This window comes from Streptomyces sp. CA2R106 (assembly GCF_037034245.1).
Classification (GTDB): Bacteria; Actinomycetota; Actinomycetes; order Streptomycetales; family Streptomycetaceae; genus Actinacidiphila.
In genome coordinates, this window is record NZ_JBAGKC010000008.1 from 231,103 (window position 1) to 253,686 (window position 22,584).

Below are 22,584 nucleotides of genomic sequence, written 5' to 3' on the forward strand. Positions count from 1 at the left end.
CCCGACACAGCCCATCACGACACAGATCCGAGGAATCCCGTGAGTGACATCCCATTCGGATTCGGCGTCCCTCCCGAGGAGCCCGAGGACGGGGACGAGGGCAAGCAGCCCAAGGGCGGCCAGCCGAACCCCTTCGGCTTCGGCGGCGCCGGTCCTTTCGGCGCGGGCGGCGGCGACAACCCGTTCGCGGCGATGTTCGGCTCCATGAACCCTGGTGACCTGGGCGCGGCCTTCCAGCAGCTCGGCCAGATGCTCTCCTATGACGGCGGCCCCGTGAACTGGGACATGGCCAAGGACATCGCCCGCCAGACCGTCGCCCAGGGCACCCCGGACGGTGTGAAGGACGCGACCGTCGGCCGCGCCGACCGCGACTGGGTCCAGGAGGCGATCCGCCTGGCCGACCTGTGGCTCGACGGCGTGACGTCCCTTCCCTCCGGCGCGGGCACCGCGGTGGCCTGGAGCCGCGCCGAGTGGGTCGAGGCGACCCTGCCGGTGTGGAAGGACCTGGTCGACCCGGTCGCCGAGCGGGTGGCCGGCGCCATGGGCGACGTGCTGCCCGAGGAGATGCAGGCCATGACCGGGCCGCTGCTCGGCATGATGCGGTCCATGGGCGGCGCGATGTTCGGCTCCCAGATCGGGCAGGCGCTCGGCACCCTGGCCGGCGAGGTGGTCGGCTCCACCGACGTCGGGCTGCCGCTCGGCCCGTCCGGGAAGGCCGCGCTGCTGCCGGCCAACGTGGCCGCGTTCGGCGACGGGCTGGGCATCCCCCAGGAGGAGGTGCGGCTCTACCTGGCGCTGCGCGAAGCCGCCCACCAGCGGCTGTTCGCCCACGTGCCGTGGCTGCGCGCCCACCTGTTCGGTGCCGTCGAGGGATACGCGCGCGGCATCAAGGTCGACACCGCCCGCCTGGAGGAGGCGGTCGGACAGCTCGACCCGACGCAGCCCGAGCAGCTTCAGGAAGCACTGCAGCAGGGCATGTTCCAGCCCGAGGACACCCCGGCGCAGAAGGCGGCGCTGGCCCGGCTGGAGACGGCGCTCGCGCTCGTCGAGGGCTGGGTGGACGCGGTCGTGCACGAGGCTGCCGCGCCGCACCTGCCGTCCGCGGGCGCGCTGCGGGAGACCCTGCGCCGCCGCCGGGCGAGCGGCGGCCCGGCCGAGCAGACCTTCGCCACCCTGATCGGCCTCGAACTGCGGCCGCGCCGGCTGCGCGACGCCGCCCGGCTGTGGGCCTCGCTCGCCGACGCCCGCGGCGCCGAGGGCCGCGACGGGCTGTGGGCGCACCCGGACATGCTGCCGACGGCGGCCGACCTGGACGACCCCGACGGCTTCGTGCACCGCGACTCGCTGGACTTCTCCGAGCTGGACAAGCTGCTCGGCGAGGCCGCCGGCGGGGCCCCCACGAGCCTGGACAAGGGCGCCACCGGCCCCGCGGGCGAATCCGCGGACCAGGCCCCCGAGCAGCCGGAGAAGCCCGCACCGGGCCAGGACGGCGGTTCCGCGGGCGGCGGCAAGCCCGCCGAGGGCTCCGGCGACGAGGACGGCGACAGCGGCAAGTGAGCACCCTGCACAAGGACGCGGTGGGCGTCCTGGAGAACTGGCACGCCCCCGACGCCGGCCAGGATGAGCTGCGCCACGCGTACCTCGCGCACCTGGCCGCCCACCCGGACGGCATGGGCAAGCCGTGCAAGGACGGGCACATCACCGGCAGCGTGCTCATCCTGGACGCCGAGCGGCAGCATGTCCTGCTGACCCTGCACGCCAAGCTGAGGACATGGCTCCAGACCGGCGGGCACTGCGAGCCGGAGGACCTCTCGCTGTCGGGCGCCGCCCTGCGCGAGGGCACCGAGGAGTCCGGCATCCAGGGGCTCGACCTCCTGGTGCCCGGCCCGGTGAACCTCGACCGCCACCTGGTGCCGTGCGCCTGGCACTTCGACGTGCAGTACGCGGCAGTGGCGCCCCCGGGTGCCACCGAGGCGGTCAGCGACGAGTCGCTGGCGCTGCGCTGGTTCAGCTTCGACGAGGTCGCGGAGCTGCCGGACCGCTCCGTCCGCACCCTGATGGCGCGCACCTTGGCGCTGCTGTAGGGCAGCCGCCGGAACAAGCCGAAAGGTAAGGGGCGCCGTCTTGGGACGGCGCCCCTTACCTGTTGCTGCGACGGCTTTCGCGCGGCCGAAGCCGTCAGCGGCCGCCCCACGCGTTGCCCTGGTTGCCGCCCTGGGCCCCGATGCCGTACTGGCCGCGCAGCCCGTGCAGTTCGACGTTCTGCGGCGGCATCATCTCGCTGGGCTGGACCAGGACGTAGCCCTGGCCGACGAAGTTCAGCTCCCAGCCCTCGCCGGTGTTGCCGCGCCGCCGGAAGACCGACGAACTGCTCGTCTGCGCCTGCATCTGGACCCGCAGCGACGTCGACCAGGCGACGACCGCGTCCGCGTCGCAGGACACGTACGTCTCCGGGGTGACCGGGAGCATCAGCGGCTTGCCCGAAGTCATCAGGGCCACCTTGCCCTGCCCGGCGATCGCGACGTTGTACTGCCCGGTGCCGGCCATGCCGTACTGGCTGTCGACCGCGACGACGTCCCAGTGCAGCCCGGAGTCCAGGGCCAGGACGTAGGCGCTGTCGACGGTGATCCCGTCGTGGTCGACATCCAGGATGTGGATCTGCTGGGCGAGGTTCGCGAGGTACACGGTGCCCTGGCCGGAGCAGCGCATCAGGTCCAGTCCCTCGCCGGTCGCCCGCGCGGCGCGGCGCTGGTGGTGCGGCTGGTACTCCCCGTCGAACTCGACCATGCCCTGGTAGGCGACCATCGCGCCCTTGCGCGCCAGGCAGTCCGGGCCGGTGTTGCCGTCGAGCCGGACCCGCAGCAGGTAGGAGTTCTGGAGGCTGTAGTGGTCCTGGTTCTGGACCTCGGTGAAGGCGAAAAGCGGGCTCTGCATGATGTGTTCGCTCCCCCTCAGCCCCGGGCCCGGAGCCGGTCGGTACTGTCCTCGCTGGGCTGGACGACCACGAAGCCCTGGCCGGAGAAGGCGATCTGGAACGCCTCGCCGCTGCCCCGCCCGATCAGCGACGACGCCTTGAAGCTGCGCTTGGCCTTCATCTTCAGCCCCGACGACCAGGCCACCAGGGCGTCCGGGTCGACATACGTCTCGTCGGCGCCAGAGCCGCAGTCCACCACGATCGGGGTGCCGCGCGAGGTGATCGCGACCCATCCGGTGCCGGTCACCGCCACGTTGAACAGGCCCTGGCCGGCGAACTTCGCCAGCCCCTTGACCCGTTCGACACCCCACTGCAGGTGGGCGTCGAAGGCCAGCAGGTTGGTGCCGTTGACCGACACCGACTCGTCGGCGAGGTTGAGGCAGACCACGTCGGCGCCGTAGTCGGCCAGGTAGAGCAGGCCGTCGCCGCTGCACTTCATCACCGGCGCGCTCTCACCGGTCAGCCAGGACGCCGCCATCTGCCGCACCGCGGGCGGGTTCGCCTCGTACTGGATGAAGCCCTCGTAGGCGATCATCGACCCGGTCCTGGCGTACAGGTCCTGGCCGGTGGCCATGGCGACCTTGAGCATGGACGAGCCGTGGTTCTCCATGCGGGCGGTGACCGGCCTGGGGGCGTAACCCGCGATCATCTGCTGGTCCATGGCGGGTCACACCTCGTAGGGCTGGACGACGATGAAGTTGCCGGGGGCGCCGCGGAACTGGAGGTTCACGGTCTCGCCGCTGTGCCCGGGGTAGGCGCTCCTGCGCAGCCGCACCTGGCTGGAGACGATCACCTGGGAGCCCGCCGACCAGGCGACGATCGCGTTGCTGTCGGCGTAGGTGGTCGGGGTGACCGGCAGGACCACCGGGGTGCCGTGGGTCTTGACGACCACCGTGCCGGTGCCCTGGAACTGCATGGTGAACAGCGCGCCGCCCGGGATGCCGTGGCCCTCGATCCTGCGCACCTCGTACTGGAGGCCCTCGTCGAAGGCGAGCACGTTCTCCGCGGAGACGCAGATCGCGTCGCCCTGCAACTCCACCGGGTGCAGGTAGGAGGCGTTCTCCGCGAAGAAGACCTGGCCGGCGCCGGTGCAGCGCATGAGCTGCATCTCCTGGCCGGTCATGTTGCCGACGACCCGGCCGCGGAAGCCCGCGCCCTTGTAGCCGAAGTCGACCCTGCCCTGGTAGAGCACCATGGCACCCTGCCGGGCCAGCACCGGCTGCCCGTCGCCCTGGCCGAGGTCGGCGCGCATCATCTTCGGGTTCTGCTGCGTCCAGCGCCGGCCGGTCGGCTGCTCGCGGTACTTCTGCATGGACACGGAGATGCCCGCGGCCAGGGTGGGTGTCTGCGGCACCGCGTATCCGCCCGGGGCGCCCGTCGGCGGGCCCGGCGGGCCGGGCTGCCCCGGGAAGGGCGGCGGGGTGGCCTGGCCGGGGAAGGCGGGCGGCGGGGACGGGGGCGGTACCTGGCCGAAGGGCGGTGCCTGGGCCGGCGGCGGGGTCAGCGGCCCGACCATGGTGGGCGCCTGGTGGATGGAGGGGGCGGCGGCGCCGGGCAGCGGCGGCGGGGTGCCCGCGGCGGGCCCGGGCGGCGGGGTGCCGAACGCGGGCGCGGGAAGGGGCGGGGGCGTCGGCGCGGGGGCGGGTGCCGGCGCGGGTGCCGGTGCCGGAAGCGGCGGCGGGGTCGCCGCGGCGGGTCCGGGCGGCGGCGCGAAGCCGGGGGCGGGGGGCGGTGCGCCGCCGGGCGGGGCGAACCCCGGGGCGGCCTGCGGCTCCTGGGCGGCCGGCTCGTCCTCGGCGACCTCGCCGCCGAAGTTCCGCAGCAGCGCCTCCAGCCCGCCGTCGAAGCCCTGGCCGACCGCGGCGAAGCGCCACACGTCCTTGAGGTAGACGTCGGCGAGCATCACCGCGCGCTCGGTGCTGAACTCCGCGCCGGTGAAGGGGTACCGCGCGACCTCCTCGCCCCCGGCGACCAGCCGGATGTAGCCGGGCGAGATCTGCGACATCTGCCCGTCGCCGTCGATGGTGGCGGTGAAGGACAGCTTCCGCACGGCGTCGGGGACCTTGTCGAGGGTGACCCGGAAGGACTCGGTGTCCCCGGCCTGCGCGCCCAGCAGCTGGATCGATTCCTCCGGCGACTTCGGCTGGTTGAAGAACACGAAGTAGCGGTCGTCCGAAAGCCGCTCGTCGGCGTCGAGCCCGAAGCAGCTGATGTCGAACGTGAGGCCGGGAGCGGTGATCTGCACGCCCACGTAGAGATCCCTGCCCGCGGTCAGATCACTGATCCTGGCCTTGTGGCCACGTTGGAACTCCCTGGCCATGCGCGAACTTCCCCCATTTCCGCCTGTCGTCCGGCTCGGCGCGCCGCTGTGCACACACCCTGCGTCCCGGTGCGTTGCGTCAGGCTAACCGCTTGCACCGGAAGCGGCCATCACCGGCTCGTACCAGCCAGGTACCGGTGCGGTCCCGGCGGTGTCAGTCCTCGCTCGGGGCGGGCGCGTGCGGCAGGCGCTCGGCGGCGACGACCCCTTCGAGGAAGCCGCGGGCGCGCTCGGTGCGCGGATAGTTCTCCAGCAGCTTCCAGAACCGCGGGCCGTGGCCGGGCACCAGCAGGTGCGCGAGCTCGTGCAGCAGCACGTAGTCGATGACGTACTCGGGCATGCCCTGAAGCCGGTGGGACAGGCGGATGCTGCCCTCGGCCGGGGTGCAGGAGCCCCAGCGGGAGTTCTGGTTGGTGACCCAGCGCACGGTGTCGGGGACGGCCCGGGCGTTCAGGTACTGCTCCGACAGGCGCGCGGCGCGGGCGGCGAGCTCGTCGTCGCCGGGCATCCGGCGGCTCTCCTGCGCGGCGAGCTTGTCCAGCATCACCGTCACCCAGCGCTGCTCCTCCGCCGCGGACATCCGGGCCGGCAGCAGCACGATCGTACGGTCGCCGTCCCGGTAGGCGGACACCGTACGGCGGCGGCGGGCGCTGCGGCGCACCTCGACCGGGCCCGTCACGGCCGGCCCGCCCGGCCCGCCGGACTCGCCCGCCCGGGTGCCGCGGGCGGGCTGGTCTGCGATGTCATGGGCAGGGTCAGCGGACACAGCTCGACGTTACCCGCTGTACCCGGCGAAAGTCCCGCCTCCAGGCCGGTTGCCCCGCTCATCACCTCGTTTTGTGCTCATCTTGAACGACTATTCCTCACAGCCTGTGGACAACTTTCGCCGGGTCGAGCGCGCTTTCGGGCACAGTGGAGCCAGCGGTCACCGAGAGTGATCGGTTGATTCGGTCGTGGTGGGTCCGGGCGGGCTTGCGGAGACGGGCGCGGTGGCGTGCCCGGGTCGGCCCGGTCCTGCCCGGCGGGTGGAGAGGGCGGAGCCATGCGGTTGATGTTGAAGAGCGCGCTGCGCAGGAGCTGGCGGGACCAGGAGTGCGTGCAGTTCGGGGTGGACCCGGAGCGGGCGGTGGTGCTGGAGCCGGTGGACGGCCCGGCGGCCGGCTTCCTGTCGCTGCTGGACGGCACGCGCAGCGCCGACGTGCTGGCCCGCGAGGCGGAGGCGCTGGGGCTGGGGCCCGACCGGGTCCGCAGGCTGCTGGGCATGCTGGCGGAGGGCGGCGTGCTGGACGACGCCTCGGCGCACGCCGACCTGTCCGGGGCGCTGCGGCACCGCACGGACATGCTGGACCGGCTGCGCCCGGACCTGGCCGCTTTGTCCGTGGTGCACCCGGCCCCGGGCGAGGGCGCGCTGCGGATACGGCACCGGCGCGCGTCGCGGGTGCGGGTGCTGGGGGCGGGGCGGGTGGGCGCGGCGGTGGCGGCGGTGCTGTCGGCGGCGGGGGTCGGCTCGGTCGACGTGGCCGACACCGGTCGGGTCGAACCCTGGGACATCGGCCCGGCGGGCTTCCCGGCCGACCAGGTGGGTGAGCGGCGGGACGCCGCGGGACGCGGTGTGGTCAGCCGGGCTGCTCCCGGAATGCCCCGCGGGCACGGCCGGGCCGGACCGGACGCCGGCCCGCGCACGCGCCCGCCGGGCACGGTCGTCGTGGTCGCCCCGCGGGAGGGCCTGCTCGCGTACGCGCCCGACGTGGAGGACGCGCGCCGGCTGGTGGCCTCGGGCGTTCCGCACCTGTACGCGGGGGTGCTGGAGGGCACCGGACTGGTCGGGCCGCTGGTGCTGCCCGGGTGGAGCGGCTGCGGCGAGTGCCAGGGGCTGGCGCTGGCCGATCGGGACCCGGCGCTGCCCCGGGTGCTGGCGCAGCTGCGGTCCGGGCGCCCGTCGGCGGTGCCGGCCTGCGACATCGCGCTGGCCACGGCGGTGGCAGGGCTGGCGGCGTCGCATGTGCTGGCCTATCTGGACGGGCGGCTGCCGCCGAGCGCGGGCGCCCGGGTGGAGCTGTCGCTGGCCCGGCTGTCCACCCGGGTGCGGGCGCTGGTGCCGGACGGCCGGTGCGGGTGCGGGGCGGTGGAGCGGGACCGGCCGGCCGACGCGCCGGAGGGCGGAGCGGATGCGGGAGGAGGGGTCGCGAAGGCCGGGCCGGAGCCGGGTGCGGGCCCGCCGGGCGGGGGCTGTGCGGGCCCGCGGGGCGGGGCGGAGGCGGCCCGGGACGGCGTTCCGCGGTCGATCGGCGCTGATCGGCACGGTCCGCCGGCGGCGGAGGGAGGCACAATGGCCATGTGACCGACGGGAAATGAGGGGGCGCATGTCTGATCTTCCGCGCAAGGCGGTGACTCGCACCGCGAAGCTGGCCGCGCTTCCTCTGGGCTTCGCCGGGCGGGCCACGCTCGGGCTGGGCAAGCGGCTGGGCGGCCGGCCGGCCGACGAGGTCGCGACCGAGTTGCAGGAGCGCACCGCGGAGCAGCTCTTCAAGGTGCTCGGTGAGCTGAAGGGCGGCGCGATGAAGTTCGGGCAGGCCCTGTCGGTCTTCGAGTCGGCGCTGCCGGAGGACGTCGCGGGACCGTACCGGGCGGCGCTCACCAAGCTCCAGGAGGCGGCGCCGCCGATGCCGGCGCGCACCGTGCACCGGGTGCTGGCCGAGCGGCTCGGCAAGGACTGGCGCTCGCTGTTCACGTCCTTCGAGGACACCCCGGCCGCGGCCGCGTCGATCGGGCAGGTGCACCGGGCGGTGTGGAGCGACGGCCGCCAGGTCGCGGTGAAGGTCCAGTATCCGGGGGCCGGGGACGCGCTGCTGTCCGACCTGTCGCAACTGGGCCGGGTGGCACGCCTGTTCGGTCCGCTGGTGCCGGGGATGGACGTGAAGCCGCTGCTGGCGGAGTTGCGGGCGCGGATCGCGGAGGAGCTGGACTACGAACTGGAGGCGGCGGCCCAGCACGCGCACGCGCGGGAGTTCGCCGGGGACCCCGACGTCGAGGTGCCGGACGTGGTGCACCAGGCGGACCAGGTGCTGGTCACCGAGTGGATGGGCGGGGTGCCGCTGTCGGAGGTGATCGCGGACGGCAGCCAGGAGATGCGGGACCGGGCCGGGCAGTTGCTGGCGCACTTCCTGTTCGCCGGCCCGGCCAGGACCGGGCTGCTGCACGCCGACCCGCACCCGGGCAACTTCCGGCTGCTCACCGACGACGGCCCGGCGGCGGGCTGGCGGCTGGGGGTGCTGGACTTCGGCACCGTGGACCGGCTGCCGGAGGGGCTGCCGCTGCCGATCGGCACCGCGCTGCGGCTGGCGCTGGCGGGCGACGCGGACGAGGTGTACCGCATGCTGCGCGCGGAGGGGTTCGTCAAGCCGACGATCAAGCTCGACGCGGAGGCGGTACTGGACTACCTGCTGCCGATCATCGAGCCGGCCGGGCAGGAGGAGTTCCGGTTCGACCGGGCGTGGATGCGGGCGCAGGCGGCCCGGATCGCCGATCCGCGCTCGCCGGCCCACCAGTTGGGCAAGCAGTTGAACCTGCCGCCGTCGTATCTGCTGATCCACCGGGTGACACTCAGCACGGTCGGGGTGCTGTGCCAGCTCGGCGCCCAGGTGCGGCTGCGCGCGGAGCTGGCGGAGTGGCTGCCCGGGTTCGCCCCGAAGGACACCGCGCCGCCGGAGTGAGCTACCACCAGGCGGAGTCGAGGCGCCCTTCGATGCTGCGCAGGTGCCGGCGGACGCAGGTGTCGCAGAAGTAGCGGCGCCGGCCGTTCTCGACGGAGCAGGCCCAGCTCAGCGGAAAGGTATCGGCAACGGTGCCGCAGCGGCCGCAGCTCGTACCGGACGCGGTGCGGGTGGTCGCGCCGGACGCTGTGCCGGTCGCCGTCGTGGCCTGATCGGGTTTGTGATCCACCGGTTGACGGTACCTCCGCGGGAGGGGGCCGCGCCGCGGCAACGCACCGCGGGACCGGCCCTGGTCGGGCCGGTCCCGCGGGATCGTAGGTGGTCAGTGCCGTTGCACAGGTGCCGGGGGGCCGTTACTGCATCCCGGCTACCCGCGCGCGGGCGTGGGTGGTGGTGCGCGTTACTGCATGACCGCCATGGCCAGTGCGCGGCGGGCGCGCAGCGAGGCGCGTTCGGCGCGGCGCTGGAAGCGGCGGGCGGCGATCAGGTGCTGGGACCTGCGTTCGCGTTCGGCCTCGCGCAGCCGGTCCTGCATATGGGCACGTGCCAGGGCTTCTGGCATGAGTTGCATTTCGAGGTTCCTGTTCTGGGTCGACGCCATGGCGTCGGAGGTGCGTGCGGGCTGATCGGTGCGGGGAGTTGTCATCGGGGCCTGATTCTTGGAGTCGCGGTGCTTCGGGTCGTGCGTCAGGGGCCGGTCGATCGTGCCGGGCCGGGCGCGGAACACGGCGCGCGTGCTCATGCCGCCACGGCGTTCTTGCGCGGACGGCCACGCGGCCGCTTGCGGGGCACCACGACACCCTGGATGAACAGCTCGCCGCCCCAGACACCCCAGGGCTCGCGGCGGTCCTTGGCACCGGCGAGGCAGGCCTCGCGGACCGGGCAGGTCTGGCAGAGGGACTTGGCGTACTCCACGTCCGCCGGGGACTCCGCGAAGAAGACCTCGGGGTCGTAGGTGCGGCAGGGGACGGGGACGCCGAGTCGCTCGATCTCGTCGTCGAGCTCGGTGAGGGGCAGCAAGGTCTTCTCCGGAGGGTCTGTGCTGGGGTTCCCGGCGGTGGAGCCGAGAGGCGGGCGGTCGGTGAGGTCGCCGGTGGGCGTCCCGGTCAGGTCGGGCTGAAGTCCGGACGTGTCGTGCGGGGCGGAATGCACGGTGTTCGTTCCTCGTCTGTCGGTTCGGCCGGTGGGCCGGTCTTCGGTTGTCCTGTCTGCGAAGACAGCGATCTCGGGTGGAGAAAACAGAAGGGCCGCGGTTCCCGGTGTGGGATTCCGCGGCCCTGAGAGGGTGCCGACCTGACTCGCTGTCAGGTTGGATCGCTCCAGGGTTCAGGCCCGCGGAAGGCCCAGCTACCGTGCTGCGTCTGCTTTTCCTGCTGTCCGTTCACCAGGCCGGTGACAATGGCCGTATCGGCACCATTGGCACCGCGCATAGCGGAGATCGCGCTGATCGCGCCGGCGCCGACGGCCGCGGAGGTAAAGGCATAGGCAGTCGCCTGTGCCTTCGCCGCCGCTACCGCGGGCGCCTCGGTCGGTCGCTCACTCCGCGCCCGCAGCGGCAGAACCGGCAGCAGAGCGGAGGCGAGGGACAGACCGGTGCCGCGCAGCGAGACCATGGAGACGTCGAGCGAGCAGGCGGCAGCGGCGACCGGGCGATCGGTCACTTTGGTGATGGTGGTGAAGGTGCTCACTGTGCTCGCCTCCTCTCGGCGTCTCGTAAGGGCGGTAAACCGGACTTGCCTAGTACATCACAGTCTTGGCGGCTCTTGGAAGACCCGCTCCCGACCGTGCTCCCGCAGGCTATGAGGACTCCTGCGGGATGCGCAAACTATTTTTCGGCTTCTTCCGAAGAAGATTCGGCGGCCTCTTCCCCGTCCGCGGGAAACGCCTCCACCGCACCCGCTCCGACCTCGTCCGAAGCCTCCTCCGGCCCCCCGTCGGCGGTGTCGTCGGTGTCGTCGGCGGCGGCAGTGTCGTCGGCGGCGGGACCCTCGGCGTCCCCGGCGTCCCCGGCGTCCTCGACCTCATCGCGCGCATCGCCGGTGCACAGTGCCAGCACCTCGGCCCCGAACTTGTCGAGCTTCCTGGCCCCCACCCCCGGGATCGCGGCGAGCCCCTGCTCGTCGGACGGCCGGACCTCGGCGATGGCCAGCAGCGTCTTGTCGGTGAAGACGCAGTAGGCGGGCTGGCCGAGCGCCTTCGCCTGCTCCGTCCGCCAGCCGCGCAGCCGGTCGTACAGCGCCTCGTCGAGGTCGGAGGGGCAGTCCTCGCAGCGCATCAGCTTGATCTCGCCCGCGTCCGAGAGGGTCCGCCCGCACACCCGGCACAGCACCGGGCCGCGCCGCCGGCTGCGCCCGCCCGCACCGCGCTCGACGCCGCCCTGGCCGCCGGCGCCCCGAGCCCCCCGCGGCGCGGAGCCCGGCCGCAGCCCGTCCATGAAGCGAGAGGGCCGCCGCCCGCCGCGCCCGCCCGGCGAACGCGACAGCGCCCATGACATCGACAGGTGCAGCCGGGCCCGGGTCACCCCGACGTACATCAGGCGGCGCTCCTCCTCGATCTGCTCGTCGGTCTTGGCGTGGGTGATCGGCATGGTGCCCTCGGTCAGGCCGACCAGGAACACCGCGTCCCACTCCAGGCCCTTCGCCGCGTGCAGGGAGGCGAGGGTGACGCCCTCCACGGTCGGGGCGTGCTGCGCGTTGGCCCGCTCGTCCAGCTCCGTGACAAAGTCCGCGAGCACCGCGTCGGGCCGGGCCGCGGCGAAGTCCTCCGACAGCCGCACCAGCGCCGCCAGCGACTCCCACCGGTCGCGCACCGCGCCCGAACCGGCGGGCGGCTCCGAGGCCCAGCCGCGCGAGCTGAGCACGGCCCGCACCTGCTGCGGGATCGTCTCCGGCTGCTCGCCGGGGTCGGCGGCCGCGCGGGCGGCGCCGCGCAGCAGCATGCCCGCCTCGCGCACCTCGGGCCGCTCGAAGAACCGCTCGGCGCCGCGCAGCTGGTAGGGCACACCGGCGTCGGCCAGCGCCTGTTCGTACACCTCCGACTGGGCGTTGATCCGGTAGAGCACCGCGATCTCGCTGGGGCGCACCCCGGCGTCGATCAGGTCCTTGATCCGGCGGGCGGCGCCCTCGGCCTCGGCCGGCTCGTCCGGATACTCGGTGTACACCGGCTCGGGGCCGGGGTCGCGCTGCGAGACCAGTTCGAGCCGGTGGGCGGCGGCGTGGCCGCGGGCCTGGGCGAGCAGGCCGTTGGCCAGGCCGACGACCTGGGGGGTGGAGCGGTAGTCCCGGACGAGCTTGACCACGGTGGCGTCCGGGTGGCGGGTGCGGAAGCCGAGCAGGTAGTCCGGGGTGGCGCCGGTGAACGAGTAGATCGTCTGGGACGCGTCGCCGACCACGCACAGATTCCCGCGGCCGCCGAGCCACAGCTCCAGCAGGCGCTGCTGGAGCGGGCTGACGTCCTGGTACTCGTCCACCACGAAGTGCTGGTACTGCGAGCGGACGGTCTCCGCCACGTCCGGCCGGTCCTGGAGCACGCCGACGGTCAGCAGCAGGACGTCCTCGAAGTCGATCAGGCCGCGGTCGCGCTTCAGCTGCTCGTACGTCGCGTAGATCCGCGCGACCTCGGCCGGGTCGCGCGGCACGTCGCGCGAGGTCTTGGCGGCGACGGCCGGATACTCCTCCGGCACCGTCTGGGTGACCTTGCACCACTCGATCTCGCCGGTCACGTCCCGCAGTTCGCTGCGGTCCAGCCTGATCCGGGAGCGGGCGCCGGCCTCCGCGACGAGCTGCACCTTGCGGTCCATGATGCGCGGCATCTCGCCGCCGATCGCGCGCGGCCAGAAGTACTGCAACTGCCGCAGGGCCGCGGCGTGGAACGTCCGTGCCTGCACCCCGCCCGCGCCGAGCTGCCGCAGCCGGCCGCGCATCTCCCCCGCCGCGCGCGCGGTGAACGTCACCGCCAGCACCGTGGCGGGCTGGAGGACGCCGGCGCGCACGCCGTACGCGATCCGGTGGGTGATCGCACGGGTCTTGCCGGTGCCGGCGCCGGCCAGCACGCACACCGGGCCGTGCAGGGCCGTGGCGACGGCGCGCTGCTCGGGGTCGAGTCCGTCGAGCACCGCGTCCGCGGAGTCGGGCATCGCGGGGAAGAGCGAGTCGTGGGTTGTCGCAGTCACACCGCCACTGTGCCAGGTTCCGGCGACAGCCCCGCCGGGTTGTCCACAGCCCGGCCCGTACCGGGTGTCCCGCCCCGGTCCGGAATGCGCGCCGGGGCCGGGGCGTTGCCGGGAATGCCGAGACCTCGTCCGGCGTTCCCGGACCGAGGCAACTTGAGGACCCTGGACGAGGAGCGGATCACGACATGTCCGGCACCGTGACGATGTACAGCACTTCCTGGTGCGGCTACTGCCGCCGGCTGAAGAGCCAGCTCGACCGGGAGGGCATTGCCTACACCGAGATCAACATCGAGCAGGACCCGGCGTCGGCGAAGTTCGTGGAGGAGGCCAACGGCGGCAACCAGACGGTGCCGACCGTCCTCGTGGTGGCGCCCAGCGGCAAGAAGTCCACGATGACGAACCCGAGCCTCGCGCAGGTCTCCCAGGCCCTGAGCGCCTGACCGGCCCTCCCCCGGGCCGCTGCCCCGGGCGCCCGCCGGCGCCCGGGGCGCCCTCGCGCCTGCGCACGCCGGCACATACCGGTACCGCCGGTGCTACGGTCGGGCGCGTGGACGAGACCGCAGGGTTCCAGGATGTGCCGCCGACCACGCTCGCCGACCTGCTCGAACGCGCCCAGGTCATGGACATCGGCATCCGGCCGCTGTGGCCGTCGGTGCCGCGGGTGGCAGGTCCGGCCTTCACCGTGCGCTGCCCGCCCGGTGACAACCTGATGCTGCACGCCGCGATCCACCGCGCCCCGGTCGGCTCCGTCGTCGTGGTCGAGGCCGGCGACATCGATCACGCGGTCGCGGGCGGCAACGTCTGCGCGGTCGCCCAGCGCAACGGCATCGCCGCGTTCGTGATCGACGGCGTGGTCCGCGACCTCGCCGAGATCCGCGAGATGCGCTTCCCCGTCTTCGCCCGCGGCGTCATCCCCATCCCGGGTGCCAAGGCCGCCGCCACGCCCCTGAACGCCCCGGTCACCTGCGGCGGGGTCCGGGTGCACGCCGGCGACATCGTCGTGGCCGACGAGGAGGGCATCGTGGTCGCCCCGCGCGACCGCGCGCCCCAACTCCTCGCCGACGCCCGCGCGAAGCTCGCCAAGGAGGCCGCGGAACCCCTCGACGCCTGGGAGGCGGCCCACCGCGCCCGCATCGACGCGATCCTCCGCGCCCAGGGCCACCAGGACTGACACCCGCCCGCCGCACACGCCAGGGGGGCGCGTGAACAGGTACGGACACCGGGCGGCGGCGCGGTGACGGCCCGCCGCCCGCAGCGCCCGAGGCGCGGCGCCGTGCACGGCGTCGCCCGCACCGCGGCCGGCGACCCGCTCGGCTACCACTACCTCGACATCACCCCGCACCAGCCGGTGGAACTGCGGTCCTCCGCCTCCTACACCAGCCCGAGCGGCGGCTTCTCCCTCTCCCTGCCCCCGGGCTCCTACACGGTCCGCGTCGGCCTGCGCCGCCGTGACGGGCAGCCGCGGCAGGGCGGCGCCCGGGTGGAGGTGGCCGCGGGTGTGACCTCCTACGTCGAGGTGGTCGGCGCCTCCGGCGAGCCCGGGGGACGGCAGTTCGCCGCCTGGAGCGCGGTGCGCCGCCTCGAAGGCGGCGCCGTCACGGCGTGCGAGCCCGCGCCCGCCGTCACCGTGGCGCACCACGACCCGCGGTGGACACGGGCGTTCGCCGCCGAGCGCGCCCTCCTCGCGGACGCACTGCCCGGCGCCCGGGCGATCGAGCACGTCGGGGCGACCAGCGTCCCGGGCCTGTGCGCGGCGCCGACCGTCGACGTCCTGGTGGTCGTCGAGGACCCGGCCGAGGCCGCCGTACGGGCCCGGCAGCAGCTCGTACGCAGGGGATACGCGCCCGAGCCGGCGCCCGAGGTGTTCCCGGCCGTCGAGCAGCCGCTGCTCCTGGCCAGAAGCGCGGGCGGGCGGCGGACGCACCTGCTGCACCTGGTGGCCGCGGGCTCCCCGCTCGCCGGGCGCTACCTGCTGTTCCGCGACTTCCTGCGGGCCGACCCCGGGACCGCGCGGCGGTACGCCCTCATCAAGCGGACGCTCGCCGCCCGGTACGCGTACGAGCCCGGGCAGTACGCGGCGGAGAAGGCGCGGCTGTTCGGCGTGGTGCTGCTGGGCGCGCGAGAGTGGCGGCACAGGACGGCGCGGTCCAGCAGATAGCCAGCCAACTGTGTAGTTGGCTGTCTAAAGTGCTAGCCTGCCGGTATGGACGGCAGGCAGGCGGACGGCGCGGACCCGGCGGTGCTCGCCGGGGAGTTGCGGGTCGCGGTCGGGCAGCTGGTACGGAAGCTGCGGGAGCAGACGGAGGGCAGCGACCTCACGCGGTCGCAGTCGTCGGTGCTGCTGCGGATCGAGCGGGACGGGCCGGCCACGGCGACCGCGCTGGCCCGGGCGGAAGGCATGCGCCCGCAGTCGATGGCGAAGATCGTCGCGGTGCTCCAGGACGCCGGACTGGTCGGCGGCGCCCCCGATCCGGCGGACGGCCGGAAGACGCTGCTGAGCCTGACCGCGGCCGCGCGGGAGCAGTTCCGCACCGGGCGGCTGGCCAAGCACGACTGGCTGACGCAGGCGATCGGGTCGCGGCTGTCCGCCGAGGAGGCCGCCCGTCTCGCGTCCTGCACCGACCTGCTCAAACGGCTCGCCCAGTCACCCTGACCCGCCCCCGGCGCCGCCGCACCCGGCGGGCAGCCGCCGGCAGCGCCCGGCAGCACTGGACCCCCCGAATCCCGAACGACATCCAAGGACCCCCCCATGCCCATCACCGCCATCGACTCGACGGCCGCCCTGGTCGTCGTGGACCTCCAGGCCGGCATCGTGCCCCTGCCGCTCGCACACCCCGTCGAGGGCGTCGTGGAGCGGTCGGTGGAACTGCTGCGGGCCTTCCGCGACCGGGGCCTTCCGGTCGTGCTGGTCAACGTCGCCGGCTCGCCGCCCGGCCGTACCGACCGCGGCGCCCGCGGCAGCCGTACCTTCCCCGAGGGCTGGACCGACCTCGTCCCGGAGCTGGAGCAGCGGCCGGAGGACCTGCTGGTGACCAAGTACGCGCGCAGCGCCTTCGCCGGCACCGGGCTGGCCGACCGGCTGCGGGCGCTCGGTGTGACGCAGGTCGTCGTGACCGGCATCGCCACCGGCAGCGGTGTGGAGTCGACCGCCCGGGACGCGCACGAGCGGGGCTTCCATGTCACGCTGCCGGTCGACGCCATGACCGACTCGGACCTGGCGACCCATGAGCACAGCGTGGCGAAGGTCTTCCCGAAGATCGCCGAGACCGGCAGCACCGAGGACGTACTGGCCGCCCTCGCCGGGTGAACGCCGCCCCGGGGAGGCCGAGGCCCCCGGGCTCCCCGGCCTTCCCCGCTCCCCCGCCTACCGCACCACCGCCGCGCCCCCCTGCTTCGGCAGCGGCTTGCCGTACCACAGCTCGATCAGCCGGGCCGCGATCGAGATCCCGTACGGGGGCAGCACCTCGCCGGACTCGAACGCGGCGCGCAGGTCCTCGCGGGAGAACCAGCGGGCCTCGTGGATCTCCTCGCCGTCGACCTGGATGTCGGAGGAGGTGGCCTGCGCCATGAACCCCAGCATCAGGCTGGAGGGGAACGGCCAGGGCTGGCTGGCGACGTAGGAGACGTCGCCGACCGTGACGCCCGCCTCCTCGAAGACCTCGCGGCGCACCGACTGCTCGATGGACTCGCCCGGTTCGACGAAGCCCGCCAGCGTGGAGAAGCGGCCCTCGGGCCAGTGCACCTGGCGGCCGAGCAGGGCGCGGTCCTCGTCGTCGGTGACCAGCATGATGACGGCCGGGTCGGTCCGCGGGTAGTGCTCCGCGCCGCAGGCCGGGCAGCGGCGGATGTGGCCGGCCGCGGCGATGACGGTGCGCTCGCCGCAGCGCGAGCAGAAGCGGTGCATGCGCTGCCAGTTCTCCAGCGCCACCGCGTGGACCATCAGCCCGGCCTCCAGCGGGGAGAGCAGCCCGCCCACCTCGCGCAGCCCGGCCGGGCGGGCCGGGTCGTCCATCCGCCCGGGCAGGGTGTCCTTCTGGAGCGCGAAGTAGCGCACGCCCTCGGCGTCGATGCCGAGGAAGTAGCGGTGCTGCTCGGTCTCGGGGGCGTCGAACGCGGGGGTCATCACGAGTTCGGCGCCGCCGTCGGAGGTGTCCTCGACCAGCACCTGCCCGCCGGAGACGACGAAGACGCGGGTGGTGGGGTGGCTCCAGGCCGCCGCGAGCCACGCCTCGTCGAGCCGGTGGTGGGCGGCGCGGTCCACCCCGGTGTACGTGAGGCTCAGCGGCTTCGATGTCGCGTCGAGTTCGGTCAAGGCGTCTTCCCAACTCCCCTTTGCGGTGCCTGCGGTCCCTGCGGTGCCGGTGCCGGCTGCGGTCCGTGCGGTGCCGGTGGTGCCTGCATTGCCTGCGGTCCGTGCGGTGCCGGTGGTGCCTGCATTGCCTGCGGTCCGTGCGGTGCGGCCGGTGGTCATCGGCTGCTCGGCCACGGTTCCTCCGCCCAGTCCGCGGCCAGTTCCGTCCACAGGTGCGCCGCGGTCTCGACGCCCTTGAACAGCAGGTCGAGATCCACCTTCTCGTCCACCGAGTGCCAACCGTCGGACGGCACGGAAATTCCCAGGAACAGCACGGGTACGCCCAGCACGTCCTGGAGGTCCGCGGCCGGCCCCGACCCGCCCTCGCGGGTGTACCGGATCTCCTGGCCGAAGGCGCGGCCCATCGCGCGCACCAGCGAGCGCAGCGCCGGGTGGTCGAGCGGGGTCAGGCACGGCCGGGTGCCCTCGCCCCAGAAGCGCAGCTCGTGCCGGATGCCCTCGGGCAGCCGGGCCGCCACCCAGTCGGTGAACAACTCCCGCACCCGGGCCGTGTCCTGCCCGGCGACCAGCCGGAACGAGAACTTGATCTCCGCGCGCGAGGGCACGATCGTCTTGCCGCCGGGGCCGCCGTACCCGGCGTGGATGCCGTTGACCTCGGCGGTCGGCCGGGCCCAGATCCGCTCCAGCGTGGTGTGGCCGCGCTCGCCGAGCGCCGCGTGCGACCTGGCGGTGCGCAGCCAGCCCGCCTCGTCGAACGGCAGCTCCGCCAGCAGCGCCCGCTCCCGGTCAGTGAGTTCCACCACACCGTCGTAGAAACCGGGGATCGCCACCCGCCGGTCCTCGTCGTGGAGCGCGGCGACCAGCCGGGCCGCCTCCGTGGCCGGGTTCGGCACCGCGCCGCCGAAGGAGCCGGAGTGGATGTCCTGGTCCGGCCCGTACAGGTCGATCTGGCCGTCGACCAGGCCGCGCATGCCGGTGCACACCGTCGGGGTGTCCTCGGCCCACATGCCGGTGTCCGAGACGATCACGGTGTCGCAGCGCAGCCGGTCGGCGTGCTTCCTGATCAGCGCCCCGAAGTGCGGCGACCCGGACTCCTCCTCGCCCTCGACGAGCAGTTTGACGTTCACCGCCGGGGCGGTGCGGCCGGTCGCCGCCAGGTGCGCGCGCAGGCCCAGGGTGTGCAGGAACACCTGGCCCTTGTCGTCCGCGGCGCCGCGCGCCCGCAGCCGGCCGTCCTGCTCGACCGGCTCGAACGGGTCCGTCGCCCAGCCGTCCTCGCGCGCCGCGGGCTGCACGTCGTGGTGCCCGTAGACGAGGACCGTGGGGGCGTCGGCCGCGCCGCTCGGCCACTCCGCGAACACCGCGGGGCCGCCCTCGGTCTCCCAGACCTCGGCCACCGGGAAGCCGGTACGGGTCAGGGCCGCCGCGAGCCATTCGGCGCTGCGGCGCACGTCAGGGGCGTTGTCGGGGTTCGCGGAGATAGAGGGGATGCGGAGCCAGTCCGTCAGCTCGGCGAGGAACGCGGCGCTGTGCTCCGCGATGTACGGGGCCGGGTCGGCCGGGAGCGGGTGGACGGCGTTGTCCGGGGTCGTGCGCATGGTTTTCAGCGTACCGGGAGCGCCGGCGGACCCGTCCGGCCGCCCGCTCCCCGTCACCCGCCGTCGGGGCCCGGCGGATCGGGGCGCAGCAGCCGCTCCAGCGCGGCCCGGTCCGGCAGCCCGGCGGGCCGCAGCAGCGTGCCGGTGCGGATGTGCAGGAACGCCGCCCGCACCCGCTCCACCGGCACCCCCTGCTGCTCGGCCCAGGCCAGCCGGTAGATCGCCAGTTGCAGCGGGTCCGCGGTGTCCGTGCGGTGCCCGGTCTTCCAGTCCACGATCTCGTACGTGTACGGGTCCGCGCCGGCGTACCGGTCCGTGTCCGTGTACGGGTCCGCGCCGGCGTCCGGTGCCTGCTCCGTACGCTCCCGGTACACCGCGTCGATGCGGCCGCGGATCAGGCGTCCGGCGAGGGTGAGGGTGAAGGCGGCCTCGACGCGGTAGGGGGTGCGGTCGGCGTACGGGGTGCGCAGGAAGGCGTCCTTGAGGGCGGCGAGGTCCTGCTCGTCGGCGATGTCGTCGCCCGGTTCGACGCCGGGCAGCTCCTCGGGGCCGAAGAGCGGCCGGGTGTCGAAGCGGGACTCGACCCACGCGTGGAAGCGGGTGCCGCGCCGGGCGGCGGGGGCGGGCGGGCGCGGCATGGGGCGGGCCAGGTCGCGGGCGAGGCCGTCGGGGTCGGCGGCCAGCCGCATGAGCTGGGTGGCGGTCAGGGTGCGCGGGAGGGGGACGTCATGGACGGTGGCGCGGGCGCGGCGGAGTTCGCCGGTGAGGGCGGTGAGGTCGCGGTCCCAGGCGGCGACGAGGCGGGAGTCCTCAGGAGGGAGGTCCGCGTCGGGGGCGGGTGCGGGTGCGGACTCGGGTTCGGGGGCGGGGGTGCCTTTCCCCCGGGTGGGTTGCGGGGGGAGGGCACCGGGCGGCGGCGGGGTGGGGGCGGGGACGGCCGCGGAAGGGGCGGTGGCGGCGATCTCGGCGAGCACCGACTCGGCGGCATGGCGGCGCCGGGCCAGGGCGGTGGGGTCCAGCGGCAGCGGCCAGGGGGGTTCGGTGGCGGCGGCCAGAGCCGGGTTCTCGGCGTTCTCGGCCGGCGCTTCGGTCCAGACCTCGATCTCGCCGTGCCCGGCCTCGCAGTGCTCGCGCAGGGCCTCCAGGAACACCGACGGCCCGAACGGTCTGGTCTGGGTGGCGCCCCACCAGTAGCCCGAGCCGAGCAGGAGGGAGCGCGGCCGGGTGAAGGTGACGTAGCCGAGCCGCAGTTCCTCCACCCGCTGGTGCTCCTTCATCGCGGCGCGGAAGCCGTCGAGCCCGGCCTTCGTCCACTCCTCCACGTCGGGCAGCGTGGCGGCGTCCCCGCGCAGCCCGTGCGGCAGCACCTTCGCGTTGACCGGCCACAGCTCGCGGCCGCGTTCGCTGGGAAAGCCCTTGGCGACCAGCCCGGGCACCACGACCACGTCCCACTCCAGGCCCTTGGACTTGTGGGCCGTGAGCAGCTTCACCGTGTCCTCGCCGCCGGGCAGCGAGCTGTCCAGGCCCTTCTCGTACTGCGCCGCGGTGTGCAGGAACCCCAGGAAGGCCAGCAGGGTCGCCTCGCCGTCCAGCGCGGCGAAGGACGCGGCCACGTCCAGGAACGCGTTCAGGGTCTCCTGGCGGCGGGCGGCCAGCGCGTGCGGCGACGCGGCCAGTTCCACCTCCAGTCCGGTGACGGCCAGCACCCGGTGCAGCACGTCCATCAGCGGGTCGGCCAGTGCCCGCCGCAGGTCCCTTATCTCGTTCGCCAGCCGGGCGAACCGCACCCGCGCCTGCGCGGAGAACGGCAGGTCGTCGCCGGGGTCGGCGTCGAGGAACGTCTCCAGGGCGTCGGCCAGCGACACCACCTCGGCCGGGTCCACGCCCTCCACGGCCGCGGCGAGCCGGTCGGGCTCCGCGGCGCCGGGGCCGTAGCGCACCAGCAGCCGGGCCCGGCGGCCGAGCAGCGCCAGGTCGCGCGGCCCGATCCGCCAGCGCGGCCCGGTCAGCAGCCGCACCAGGGCCGCGTTCGCCGTCGGGTCGTGCAGCACCTCGCAGGTCGCGACGAGGTCGGCCACCTCCGGCAGGTGCAGCAGCCCCGACAGCCCGACCACCTCCACCGGGACGTCCCGCGCCACCAGCGCCGCGTGCAGGTCCGCGAAGTGCGCCGCCGTACGGCACAGCACCGCGACCTCCCCCGGCGGGGTGCCGGTGCGCACCAGGTGGGCGACGGAGTCGGCGAGCCACCGCGTCTCCTCGGCCTGGGTGGGCAGCAGCGCGCACCGCACCAGGCCGTCGCGCTCCGCGCCGGGCGCCGGGCGCAGCGCCTCCACGCCTTCGTGCCGCGCCCGCAGTTCGGCGGCCAGCCCGTTGGCGAGGTCCAGCAGCCGGCCGCCGGAGCGGCGGTTCTCGCTCAGCGCGTACCGGTCGGCGGGCCGCCCGTCCGCGTACGGGAAGTGCCGCGGGAAGTCGTCGAGGTTCGCCACCGACGCGCCGCGCCAGCCGTAGATCGCCTGGCAGGGGTCGCCGACCGCGGTCACCGCGTGCCCGGTGCCGCCGCCGAACAGCCCGGCGAGCAGCAGCCGCTGGGCCACCGACGTGTCCTGGTACTCGTCCAGCAGCACCACCCGGTACTGCTCGCGCAGCAGCGCGCCGACCTCCGGACGGCTGAGCGCGAGCTCGGCGGACAGCGCGATCTGGTCTCCGAAGTCGAGCAGGTCGCGGCCCTTCTTCTCCTGCCGGTAGGCGGCGGCCAGTTCGGCGAGGTCGCGGCGGGCTGCGGTGGCCTGCGCCACCTCCCGCACCCAGGCGTAGCCGCGCGCCCCCGGGTCCAGGGCGCCGAGTTCCGCGGCGAGCCGGGTGTCGTGGGCGCGCAGCCGCTCGGCCGGCACCAGGTGCTCGGCCAGCTCGCCCGACAGCGCGAGCAGGTCCCCGACGAGCGTGGGCAGCCCCTTGGTCAGCGCCGGATACGGGCCCGGCGCGGCCCGCAGCACCTTCGCCGCCAACTGGAACCGGGTCGCGTCGGCGAGCAGCCGCGCGCTCGGCTCCAGGCCGATCCGCATCCCGTGGTCCTTCAGCAGCTGCCCGGCGAAGGCGTGGTACGTCGAGATCTGCGGGTCGCCCGGCACCTGGTCCGGGTCCAGGGCCGCCGGGCCGTCCGCCGCCCCCGGGGTGACGCCCGCGCGCACCAGCGCCCGCCGGACCCGCTCGGACAGCTCCGCCGCCGCCTTGTTGGTGAAGGTCAGCCCCAGCACCTGCTCCGGCGCGACCTGCCCGGTGCCGACCAGCCACACCACCCGCGCGGCCATCACCGTGGTCTTCCCCGAGCCCGCCCCCGCCACGATCACCCCGGGAGCCGGCGGTGCGACGATGCACGCCATCTGCTCCGGGGTGAAGGGGATGCCCAGCAGCTCCTTGAGCTGCTCAGGGCGGTTGAGACGGTTCACCACCCAGTGAGGCTATCCGGCCGGGCCGACACGCTTCACCTGCCGCTCCC

Annotated in this window: 21 protein-coding genes; 9 read left to right on the forward strand and 12 right to left on the reverse strand. The window is 74.4% G+C overall.

Annotated elements, in window-relative coordinates:
* The first annotated feature begins 39 nt into the window (after positions 1-39).
* The gene (locus tag WA788_RS14935) at positions 40-1,557 is read left to right on the forward strand and encodes a zinc-dependent metalloprotease (protein WP_335977345.1); all 1,518 of its coding nucleotides are present in this window, start codon (positions 40-42) and stop codon (positions 1,555-1,557) included.
* Complete coding sequence (locus WA788_RS14940) at positions 1,554-2,084, forward strand: NUDIX hydrolase (RefSeq protein WP_335977346.1); 531 nt, start codon at positions 1,554-1,556, stop codon at positions 2,082-2,084. The genes WA788_RS14935 and WA788_RS14940 overlap by 4 nt, the downstream gene beginning before the upstream one ends.
* A 94-nt stretch (positions 2,085-2,178) precedes the next feature.
* Here the strand turns inward: WA788_RS14940 and WA788_RS14945 are convergent, their stop codons facing one another.
* The 4 genes from WA788_RS14945 to WA788_RS14960 form a co-directional block, all read right to left on the reverse strand.
* Complete coding sequence (locus tag WA788_RS14945; protein ID WP_335977349.1) at positions 2,179-2,934, reverse strand: AIM24 family protein; 756 nt, start codon at positions 2,932-2,934, stop codon at positions 2,179-2,181.
* A 17-nt stretch (positions 2,935-2,951) separates the two neighbouring features.
* Entirely contained in the window at positions 2,952-3,635 is a 684-nt protein-coding gene (locus WA788_RS14950; protein ID WP_335977351.1) for an AIM24 family protein, read from the reverse strand.
* Between the two features lie 6 nt (positions 3,636-3,641).
* Complete coding sequence (locus WA788_RS14955) at positions 3,642-5,294, reverse strand: TerD family protein (protein ID WP_335977353.1); 1,653 nt, start codon at positions 5,292-5,294, stop codon at positions 3,642-3,644.
* A 154-nt stretch (positions 5,295-5,448) separates the two neighbouring features.
* Positions 5,449-6,060 carry a M48 metallopeptidase family protein gene (locus tag WA788_RS14960; protein WP_435125932.1) on the reverse strand — a complete coding sequence of 204 codons (612 nt, stop codon included), beginning with the start codon at positions 6,058-6,060 and terminating at the stop codon, positions 5,449-5,451.
* Between the two features lie 276 nt (positions 6,061-6,336).
* On the opposite strand from WA788_RS14960, the gene WA788_RS14965 reads away from it, so the two are divergent.
* Both WA788_RS14965 and WA788_RS14970 read left to right on the forward strand, forming a co-directional pair.
* Positions 6,337-7,635, forward strand: a complete 1,299-nt coding sequence (locus tag WA788_RS14965) for a TOMM precursor leader peptide-binding protein (RefSeq protein WP_335977355.1) — start codon at positions 6,337-6,339, stop codon at positions 7,633-7,635.
* Positions 7,636-7,657: 22 nt separating this feature from the next.
* Positions 7,658-9,007 carry an ABC1 kinase family protein gene (locus tag WA788_RS14970; protein ID WP_335977357.1) on the forward strand — a complete coding sequence of 450 codons (1,350 nt, stop codon included), beginning with the start codon at positions 7,658-7,660 and terminating at the stop codon, positions 9,005-9,007.
* Between the two features lies 1 nt (position 9,008).
* On the opposite strand, the gene WA788_RS14975 is transcribed toward WA788_RS14970, so the two are convergent.
* From WA788_RS14975 to WA788_RS14995, 5 genes are all read right to left on the reverse strand, one after another.
* A complete protein-coding gene (locus WA788_RS14975; protein ID WP_335977358.1) occupies positions 9,009-9,236 on the reverse strand; it encodes a hypothetical protein in 228 nt (75 codons plus the stop codon).
* Positions 9,237-9,407: 171 nt separating this feature from the next.
* A complete protein-coding gene (locus WA788_RS14980) occupies positions 9,408-9,749 on the reverse strand; it encodes a hypothetical protein (protein WP_335977360.1) in 342 nt (113 codons plus the stop codon).
* Positions 9,746-10,159 (reverse strand): WhiB family transcriptional regulator, encoded by a 414-nt coding sequence (locus WA788_RS14985; RefSeq protein ID WP_335977362.1) that lies wholly within the window; start codon positions 10,157-10,159, stop codon positions 9,746-9,748. Before WA788_RS14985 ends, WA788_RS14980 begins: the two co-directional genes overlap by 4 nt.
* 152 nt (positions 10,160-10,311) lie before the next feature.
* A complete protein-coding gene (locus WA788_RS14990; RefSeq protein WP_335977365.1) occupies positions 10,312-10,695 on the reverse strand; it encodes a hypothetical protein in 384 nt (127 codons plus the stop codon).
* A gap of 137 nt (positions 10,696-10,832) precedes the next feature.
* On the reverse strand, positions 10,833-13,142 hold the full coding sequence (locus WA788_RS14995) for an ATP-dependent DNA helicase UvrD2 (RefSeq protein WP_335977607.1): 2,310 nt from the start codon (positions 13,140-13,142) through the stop codon (positions 10,833-10,835).
* Between the two features lie 221 nt (positions 13,143-13,363).
* Here WA788_RS14995 and WA788_RS15000 point away from each other — a divergent pair, with 221 nt between their 5' ends.
* The 5 genes from WA788_RS15000 (at position 13,364) to WA788_RS15020 (ending at position 16,485) form a co-directional block, all read left to right on the forward strand.
* A complete protein-coding gene (locus WA788_RS15000) occupies positions 13,364-13,618 on the forward strand; it encodes a mycoredoxin (RefSeq protein ID WP_335977368.1) in 255 nt (84 codons plus the stop codon).
* Positions 13,619-13,725: 107 nt separating this feature from the next.
* On the forward strand, positions 13,726-14,349 hold the full coding sequence (locus tag WA788_RS15005) for an RraA family protein (RefSeq protein ID WP_335977372.1): 624 nt from the start codon (positions 13,726-13,728) through the stop codon (positions 14,347-14,349).
* Between the two features lie 102 nt (positions 14,350-14,451).
* Positions 14,452-15,336, forward strand: a complete 885-nt coding sequence (locus tag WA788_RS15010; RefSeq protein WP_335977374.1) for a GrpB family protein — start codon at positions 14,452-14,454, stop codon at positions 15,334-15,336.
* 45 nt (positions 15,337-15,381) lie between these two features.
* Positions 15,382-15,831 (forward strand): MarR family winged helix-turn-helix transcriptional regulator, encoded by a 450-nt coding sequence (locus WA788_RS15015; protein ID WP_335977377.1) that lies wholly within the window; start codon positions 15,382-15,384, stop codon positions 15,829-15,831.
* Positions 15,832-15,927: 96 nt separating this feature from the next.
* A complete protein-coding gene (locus WA788_RS15020; RefSeq protein ID WP_335977380.1) occupies positions 15,928-16,485 on the forward strand; it encodes an isochorismatase family cysteine hydrolase in 558 nt (185 codons plus the stop codon).
* A gap of 57 nt (positions 16,486-16,542) precedes the next feature.
* Here the strand turns inward: WA788_RS15020 and nudC are convergent, their stop codons facing one another.
* The 3 genes from nudC to WA788_RS15035 all read right to left on the reverse strand — a co-directional run bounded on the left by nudC (position 16,543) and on the right by WA788_RS15035 (position 22,537).
* A complete protein-coding gene (nudC, locus tag WA788_RS15025) occupies positions 16,543-17,490 on the reverse strand; it encodes an NAD(+) diphosphatase (protein WP_335977383.1) in 948 nt (315 codons plus the stop codon).
* 155 nt (positions 17,491-17,645) lie between these two features.
* Positions 17,646-19,088: a M20/M25/M40 family metallo-hydrolase gene (locus WA788_RS15030; protein WP_335977386.1), complete on the reverse strand. Its 1,443-nt coding sequence runs from the start codon at positions 19,086-19,088 to the stop codon at positions 17,646-17,648.
* 53 nt (positions 19,089-19,141) lie between these two features.
* A complete protein-coding gene (locus WA788_RS15035) occupies positions 19,142-22,537 on the reverse strand; it encodes an ATP-dependent DNA helicase (protein WP_335977389.1) in 3,396 nt (1,131 codons plus the stop codon).
* Positions 22,538-22,584 lie beyond the last annotated feature (47 nt).

Bases quoted from the DNA above. Each gene is read 5' to 3' on its own strand.
- WA788_RS14965 (WP_335977355.1), top strand. From the start codon at position 6,337: ATGCGGTTGATGTTGAAGAGCGCGCTGCGCAGGAGCTGGCGGGACCAG.
- WA788_RS14995 (WP_335977607.1), bottom strand. From the start codon at position 13,142: ATGCCCGACTCCGCGGACGCGGTGCTCGACGGACTCGACCCCGAGCAG.
- WA788_RS15000 (WP_335977368.1), top strand. From the start codon at position 13,364: ATGTCCGGCACCGTGACGATGTACAGCACTTCCTGGTGCGGCTACTGC.
- WA788_RS14950 (WP_335977351.1), bottom strand. From the start codon at position 3,635: ATGGACCAGCAGATGATCGCGGGTTACGCCCCCAGGCCGGTCACCGCC.
- WA788_RS14980 (WP_335977360.1), bottom strand. From the start codon at position 9,749: ATGAGCACGCGCGCCGTGTTCCGCGCCCGGCCCGGCACGATCGACCGG.
- WA788_RS14945 (WP_335977349.1), bottom strand. From the start codon at position 2,934: ATGCAGAGCCCGCTTTTCGCCTTCACCGAGGTCCAGAACCAGGACCAC.
- WA788_RS14955 (WP_335977353.1), bottom strand. From the start codon at position 5,294: ATGGCCAGGGAGTTCCAACGTGGCCACAAGGCCAGGATCAGTGATCTG.
- WA788_RS15015 (WP_335977377.1), top strand. From the start codon at position 15,382: ATGGACGGCAGGCAGGCGGACGGCGCGGACCCGGCGGTGCTCGCCGGG.
- WA788_RS15030 (WP_335977386.1), bottom strand. From the start codon at position 19,088: ATGCGCACGACCCCGGACAACGCCGTCCACCCGCTCCCGGCCGACCCG.
- WA788_RS15020 (WP_335977380.1), top strand. From the start codon at position 15,928: ATGCCCATCACCGCCATCGACTCGACGGCCGCCCTGGTCGTCGTGGAC.
- WA788_RS14970 (WP_335977357.1), top strand. From the start codon at position 7,658: ATGTCTGATCTTCCGCGCAAGGCGGTGACTCGCACCGCGAAGCTGGCC.